Origin of the sequence: Candidatus Protofrankia californiensis, from assembly GCF_900634765.1 — a bacterium.
Lineage (GTDB): Bacteria > Actinomycetota > Actinomycetes > Frankiales > Frankiaceae > Protofrankia > Protofrankia californiensis.
In genome coordinates this window covers 5433-10911 of the sequence record NZ_CAAAFT010000176.1, presented here as the reverse complement: position 1 = coordinate 10911, position 5479 = coordinate 5433, and the positions used below count along the sequence as shown (strand labels likewise).

Sequence of the window (5479 nt, the reverse complement as noted above, 5' to 3'; positions counted from 1 at the left end):
GAGTCGCTGAGCACGGGATCGCCGGGTACGGGATCGCCGGGTACGGAGTCGGCGGGGGCGGGAGCGTCCGCGGGTGCTTCGCGGGCCCCGCCGTCGGCGTCCGTCGGCTGCTCGGTGCTCATCAACGGCAGTGTGCCACCGATCGTGGCGCCGGGCGGCGCGTCAGCCCGTCACCACCAGCGAGATGCGCACGCCAACCGCTACCGTCACCGGTGTGCGTACCACCGGTAAGAGGACCGCGTTGCTGGTCGACAAGGCGCGTGCCGCGGAACTGACCGCGGTCTCGCTGCGCTGGCAGTCAGTGACACTGAGTGCCGTTCAGCTTGCGGAACTGGAGCTGCGGCTGTCCGGCGGGTATCCACCGCAGGACGGCCCGCAACCGGAGCAGGCATACGACGGCCCGATCCCGACCCCCCCGACAGCGGCACCGGGGTTCACCGTGGACGCCGGGGACGAAGGCGCCCAGGACACCGAGAAGTTCCAGCCCGGTTCAACGATCGCCCTGCGGGACGCCGAAGGCGTCATGCTCGCCGCTCTGCATCTGACCGAGGTCGTGGGCGCGACGCTGTCCGGCACGGTCGAAGGGTTGCGGCTGCCCGAGCACCCCGACTATCCGGAGCTGCGGTTCACCCCCGCAGCGCTGCGCGCGGAGCTGCTCCGGCGCGGTTGGATCGTCCCGAACGAGCCGGCGCCCATCGCGGTATGGGTCGACGGCCTGCTGCACACCGCGGACCTGGACCGCATCGAGGCATTGAGCGCCACCGGGAGCGCTGTCACCGTACTCGCCCCGGTCGGCGGGGCCGATCCGGCCGATGCCGGCCACCACCTGCGCATACGGTGCCTGAAGGCGGCACTGGCCACGCTCACCGACGTCCGGATCATGCTCGCCCTGGTACCGGTACGGGCGGTTGCGCGCCTGACAGAGTCGGTCGCCTTCGGCCCGGACACCATCATCCGCCCCGAGACCGCCACCACCGATCGCAAGCCGGCCGCCGCCGGCGGCACGGCGTCCGATCCCGCCGGAACCGCCAACCGGGAGAAGGCCGGCCAGCGGACCGCCGGCCGGGAAACCGGTGGCCGAGATGGCGACGGCCAGCAGACCGCCGTCCGGGAGACTGACGACCGCAAGACCGAGCCTGCCCTTGCCGGGGAGGTGGCCTACCGGCTACAGGTCTCACTCGCCTACGGATTCGGGTCGATGATCGTGGGCCCGGCGACCAGCGCCCCCGGCGCAACCGCGTTGTCGATGCTGCTCGACCGCGGGACGCGGCTACCACCGCCGCTCACCCCACCGGCAGTGGCCGCCGAGCTGGTCCGGGCGCAGCCGCCACGTGGCGAGCGGGGATTCACCGTGCTGTTCACCGGGCTGTCCGGTTCGGGCAAGTCGACGCTTGCCAAGCTGCTCGCGTGCCGGCTGCTCGAACGCGGGGACCGCAGGGTCACGTTGCTCGACGGGGACGTGGTCCGGCTGCATCTGTCCAAAGGGCTGGGGTTTTCCCGCGAGGACCGCAATGCCAACGTCCTGCGGATCGGCTTTGTCGCGGCAGCGGTGACCGCTGTCGGCGGCACCGCCGTCTGCGCGCCGATAGCTCCCTATGACGACGTCCGCCACCAGGTCAGAACGATGGTCGAGGAAAGCGGGGGCGGGTTCGTCCTGGTCCATGTCGCCACCCCGCTGGAGGTCTGCGAGGCGCGTGACCGCAAGGGCCTCTACGCCAAGGCCCGCGCCGGCATCATCCCGGCCTTCACCGGGGTGTCCGACCCCTACGAGGAACCCGCGGACGCCGATATCGTGATCGACACCGCGGGCGCGTCCCCCTACGACGCCGTCCAGACCGTCCTGGACCACCTACGCACCGACGGCTGGCTCACCTCCTAACCCCCCCACACGCCAGAGCCTGACCCCGCGCCAGAGGCCGCAGACAAGGAATCAACGGCGCACACATCCCCGTGGACGGCGCGCAAGGGCGCCGGGCCGCCCCGGCAGCGTGCGCTCCGGCCGGCCGTTCAGAGGTGGGCGGCCACCTGACGGCAGGCGCGGGCGTAGTCCAGTACCAGCGGGCGGTGGTCGTCGGCCCGCCAGGTGAGAGCGAGCTGGCTGGGTGAGATGCCGCGGACCGGGCGGGTGACGACGTTGCCCAGGGTGATCAGGGGCGCGTTCCCGGTGGCCAGCAGGCAGACGCCGCGTCCGTCCACCAGGGCCTCGTAGGTCTCGTCCGTGCTGGCGATCTCGGCGCCGATGCGCGGTGGCCTGCCGCCGCGGGCATCGAGGGCGAGCCAGTAGTCCCGCAGTACTCCGGCGCTCTCCGGCAAGGCGAGGAACGGTTCGTCCAGCAGGTCGGCGAAGTCGACGACCCCGCGGTCGGCCAGCGGATGTTTCTGGGGCATGGCGACCAGGCGTGGTTCCTCAGCCACCACCACCCATATGTAGCGGCCGGGATCGGGAATCGGCAGCCATACGAAGGCCACGTCGCTCGTGCCGTCCTGGAGTCCCGCGGTCGAGTCGTCCCAATTGACCTGGCGCAGCTTCACGGTGGCTGCGGGGTGCGTGTCGGTGAACCGGGACCTGATCGCCGGTAGCAGACCACCGCGGCCGGGGCTGGTACTCATCCCCACGACGAGGGTGGCTCGTGCGGCAGTCTTGGCCTGCTCGGCCGCCTCCCACGCGGTGTCCCAGGCTGCGAGCACGCGCTGGGCGTGCGGCAGCAGCGCCGCACCCACCGGTGTCAGCCGGACCCCTTGGCGGTCGCGCTCGAACAGCGGCGCGCCGAGCTGCCGTTCCAGCGTCCTGATCTGCTTGCTCAGTGCCGGTTGTGAGATGAACAGCCGCTCGGCCGCACGCGTGAAGTGCAGTTCCTCTGCAACGGCGATGAAATACCGCAGATCCCGCCCGTGCACGTCCATAACCATGGGCTATCACGGCCGGTCTTGGACGGGCAATCAGGCCTGCCGGCATCGTAGATCGCGCACGGCCAACCGTGGGAATGGTCGATCACGCGAACGGCCTACCGAACGCATGGCCGACCGAGGAACGAATAGCCGACCGGGCGAGGGAGAATCCGATGAGCAGGGTATGGCTGGTGACTGGGGCGAACAGCGGATTCGGGCGAGCGATCACCGAGGCGGCGGTCGCCGCCGGGGACGTCGTCGTCGCGACCGCCCGCCGCGTCACAACGCTCGACGACCTGGTCGCCGCGTACCCCGACCAGGTCGAAGCACTGCCGCTGGACGTCACCGACGCCCTCGGCGTCGAGGCCACGGTGCGGGATCTGACCGACCGCCACGGCCGGATCGACGTGCTGGTCAACAACGCCGGCCGCAGCCACGTCGGCGCGGCCGAGGAGACCACCGACGCCGAGCTGCGTTCGCTGTTCGACCTGCACGTCTTCGGGCCCGCCACACTGATCCGCGCCGTGCTGCCACACATGCGCGCCCGCCGGTCCGGATCGATCGTGCAGTTCAGCAGCATGGGCGGCCAGATGTCCTTCGCCGGATTCTCCGCCTACAGCGCCACCAAGTTCGCGCTCGAGGGAATGTCGGAGGCGCTGGCCGCCGAGGTGCGTCCGCTGGGCATCAAGGTGCTGATCGTCGAGCCCGGCGCGTTCCGCACCAGCCTGTTCGCCAACATCAGCGTCAGCGAGGAAATCGCGGACTACGCGGACACGGTCGGCCCGACCCGGCAGATGACCAGGACCGGCGACGGCACGCAACCGGGCGACCCGGCCAAGGCCGCCGCCGCGATCCTCACCGCGCTGGACGCCGACGAGACCCCGCTGCGTCTGCCGCTGGGCGCGGACGCCGTCGACGCCGTCCTCGGCCACCTCGACAGCGTCCGCGCGGAGATCACCACCTGGGAGAAGATCGCCCGCAACACCGCCCTTGACCAGTGAAGTTCTGAGCAGCGAAGTTCCGCCACGAGCAGGGCGAAGGCATGCAGCCCGAATCATCAACCGGGGAAAGCGGGGTAGCGGAGTGCACCTATGCGGTCAGTGGAAGGTGATGGTCCAGCCTTCGCGTCCGGCCTGAGCGGCTGTGTAGGAGACGCCGTCTACCTTCAGGCCCCGCCTGTCCAGCAGGGTGATCAACCCGCCGCTGTTGCCGAGCTGCATGGGCGGGGACACCGTCACGCGAACGGCGTCGCCGGCGGCGATGACGAGATCGCGCAGAACATGGCGGCGTTTCTGCTGGTCGGCGAACGCCCAGCCGGCAAGGTCGATATGGAACGGGCTGGTGTTCACCAGGGTGACGCTTTCTGTTTCAGGCGCGGGGCCGGCGGGGTTGACCAGGGCCGCGACGATACGGACGCGCTGATCGGGCTCGCCGGACGCCGGTCGGGGAGCCGGGCCCACTTCGGTGAGGTCGGGAACAACGTGCCCGGTGGTGTCGTCGGTGTGCCATCCCTGGGACTGGAACGCGAGGAAGACCGCGGCCCACCGGCCGGTGGCGGGAAAACGGAACAGCAGGCCACCGTCCTGCCATACGCCGTTGTCACCGCGGAACCGCCCGCTGTTCCCCTGGTTCATGTGAATGTCGTGGATGCCGTTGCCGGGCGAGAACTCGAATATCTTGTCGGGGGTGGTTGCCTCCGGCCCCCAGCGCTGCCCGAACGCGTACACACGGGCCGCCGGATCCGCGATCGCGCGGGAGAGGAAATGGTGGAGCTTGTCGGCGAGGTCGTTGTCCGCCCCGGGCTGTGTCGCCGGTAGCGGCCGCATGTCGAGGCGGTCGAACAGGTTGCCCCGGATGTAGTCCAGGGCAGGGCCTCCAGGCTGACCGGAAAGCGCGGTGAACCCGTCGGGCAAGGCCGCGAGCGCCGGCAGGATCGGATGCCGGAAATCCTCCTGCGCGACGAACAGCAGTTCCGACGGCTGCTGGCTGGACAGCACGTTGACCGCGATCCGGAAATCGCTGCCGGCGGCCCGTAAACGGATCTGGTAATGCGGGGTGTCGGTCCCGCCTTCGGCACGCTCGTCGACGGCCTGCCCGACCAGTACCCCATAGCCGCGCAATGGCATCCGTTCTCCCCTAAACGCGTGGCCAGCCCCCCGGCTGCCTGCCGTATGCTGTCACCAACCTTCATTCAGAAGGCTACGAAAGAGTAAACACACCGCACACCGCCGTCAACCGATACGGAGTTGAGCGATAAGGGGTTGACCGGCGGCGGGCCGACCGATATGGATATGAGTCGGCCGACCAATACAGGTCGGCCAGCGTAATAGCAGGTCAGCACCCTGGCGAACGGATCAGCGGCGTGTCACAACCGGCGCATTCGCCGGCAGCAGTCGACGAAGGCCCGCGCAACGCTGTCGAGTGGGGTGCCGGTGAGCACGCTGTCCGCCACGGCGTTCGCCGCGTACGCAACGGCCAGCGCCCGTGCGGGAGCATCCAGCACCTGCCACGGATCGGCGTCGGGCGGCACGGCACGGCCACCGGCGGCCGTGTATCCGCCGAGGAACCGGGCCCACGCCGCCGGCGCCAG

Annotated in this window: 4 protein-coding genes and 1 pseudogene; 2 read left to right on the top strand and 3 right to left on the bottom strand. The window is 70.1% G+C overall.

Going from position 1 to position 5479, the window contains the following annotated elements:
• Positions 1–184 precede the first annotated feature (184 nt).
• Complete coding sequence (gene cysC, locus DD1DGNOD_RS09915) at positions 185–1879, top strand: adenylyl-sulfate kinase (RefSeq protein ID WP_131766335.1); 1695 nt, start codon at positions 185–187, stop codon at positions 1877–1879.
• A gap of 128 nt (positions 1880–2007) precedes the next feature.
• On the opposite strand, the gene DD1DGNOD_RS09910 is transcribed toward cysC, so the two are convergent.
• On the bottom strand, positions 2008–2904 hold the full coding sequence (locus DD1DGNOD_RS09910) for a LysR family transcriptional regulator (RefSeq protein ID WP_206443058.1): 897 nt from the start codon (positions 2902–2904) through the stop codon (positions 2008–2010).
• Positions 2905–3062: 158 nt separating this feature from the next.
• Here DD1DGNOD_RS09910 and DD1DGNOD_RS09905 point away from each other — a divergent pair, with 158 nt between their 5' ends.
• Positions 3063–3890 (top strand): oxidoreductase, encoded by an 828-nt coding sequence (locus tag DD1DGNOD_RS09905; RefSeq protein ID WP_131769958.1) that lies wholly within the window; start codon positions 3063–3065, stop codon positions 3888–3890.
• Between the two features lie 96 nt (positions 3891–3986).
• On the opposite strand, the gene DD1DGNOD_RS09900 is transcribed toward DD1DGNOD_RS09905, so the two are convergent.
• Both DD1DGNOD_RS09900 and DD1DGNOD_RS26785 read right to left on the bottom strand, forming a co-directional pair.
• Positions 3987–5015, bottom strand: a complete 1029-nt coding sequence (locus DD1DGNOD_RS09900) for a DUF2278 family protein (protein ID WP_131766333.1) — start codon at positions 5013–5015, stop codon at positions 3987–3989.
• 239 nt (positions 5016–5254) lie between these two features.
• Positions 5255–5479: pseudogene (locus DD1DGNOD_RS26785) on the bottom strand (aminoglycoside phosphotransferase); the annotation flags it as partial.

What these genes read in the sequence shown, in the direction of transcription:
- DD1DGNOD_RS09905 (WP_131769958.1), top strand. Translation starts at nt 3,063, where the DNA reads ATGAGCAGGGTATGGCTGGTGACTGGGGCGAACAGCGGATTCGGGCGA.
- DD1DGNOD_RS09910 (WP_206443058.1), bottom strand. Translation starts at nt 2,904, where the DNA reads ATGGACGTGCACGGGCGGGATCTGCGGTATTTCATCGCCGTTGCAGAG.
- cysC (WP_131766335.1), top strand. Translation starts at nt 185, where the DNA reads ATGCGCACGCCAACCGCTACCGTCACCGGTGTGCGTACCACCGGTAAG.
- DD1DGNOD_RS09900 (WP_131766333.1), bottom strand. Translation starts at nt 5,015, where the DNA reads ATGCCATTGCGCGGCTATGGGGTACTGGTCGGGCAGGCCGTCGACGAG.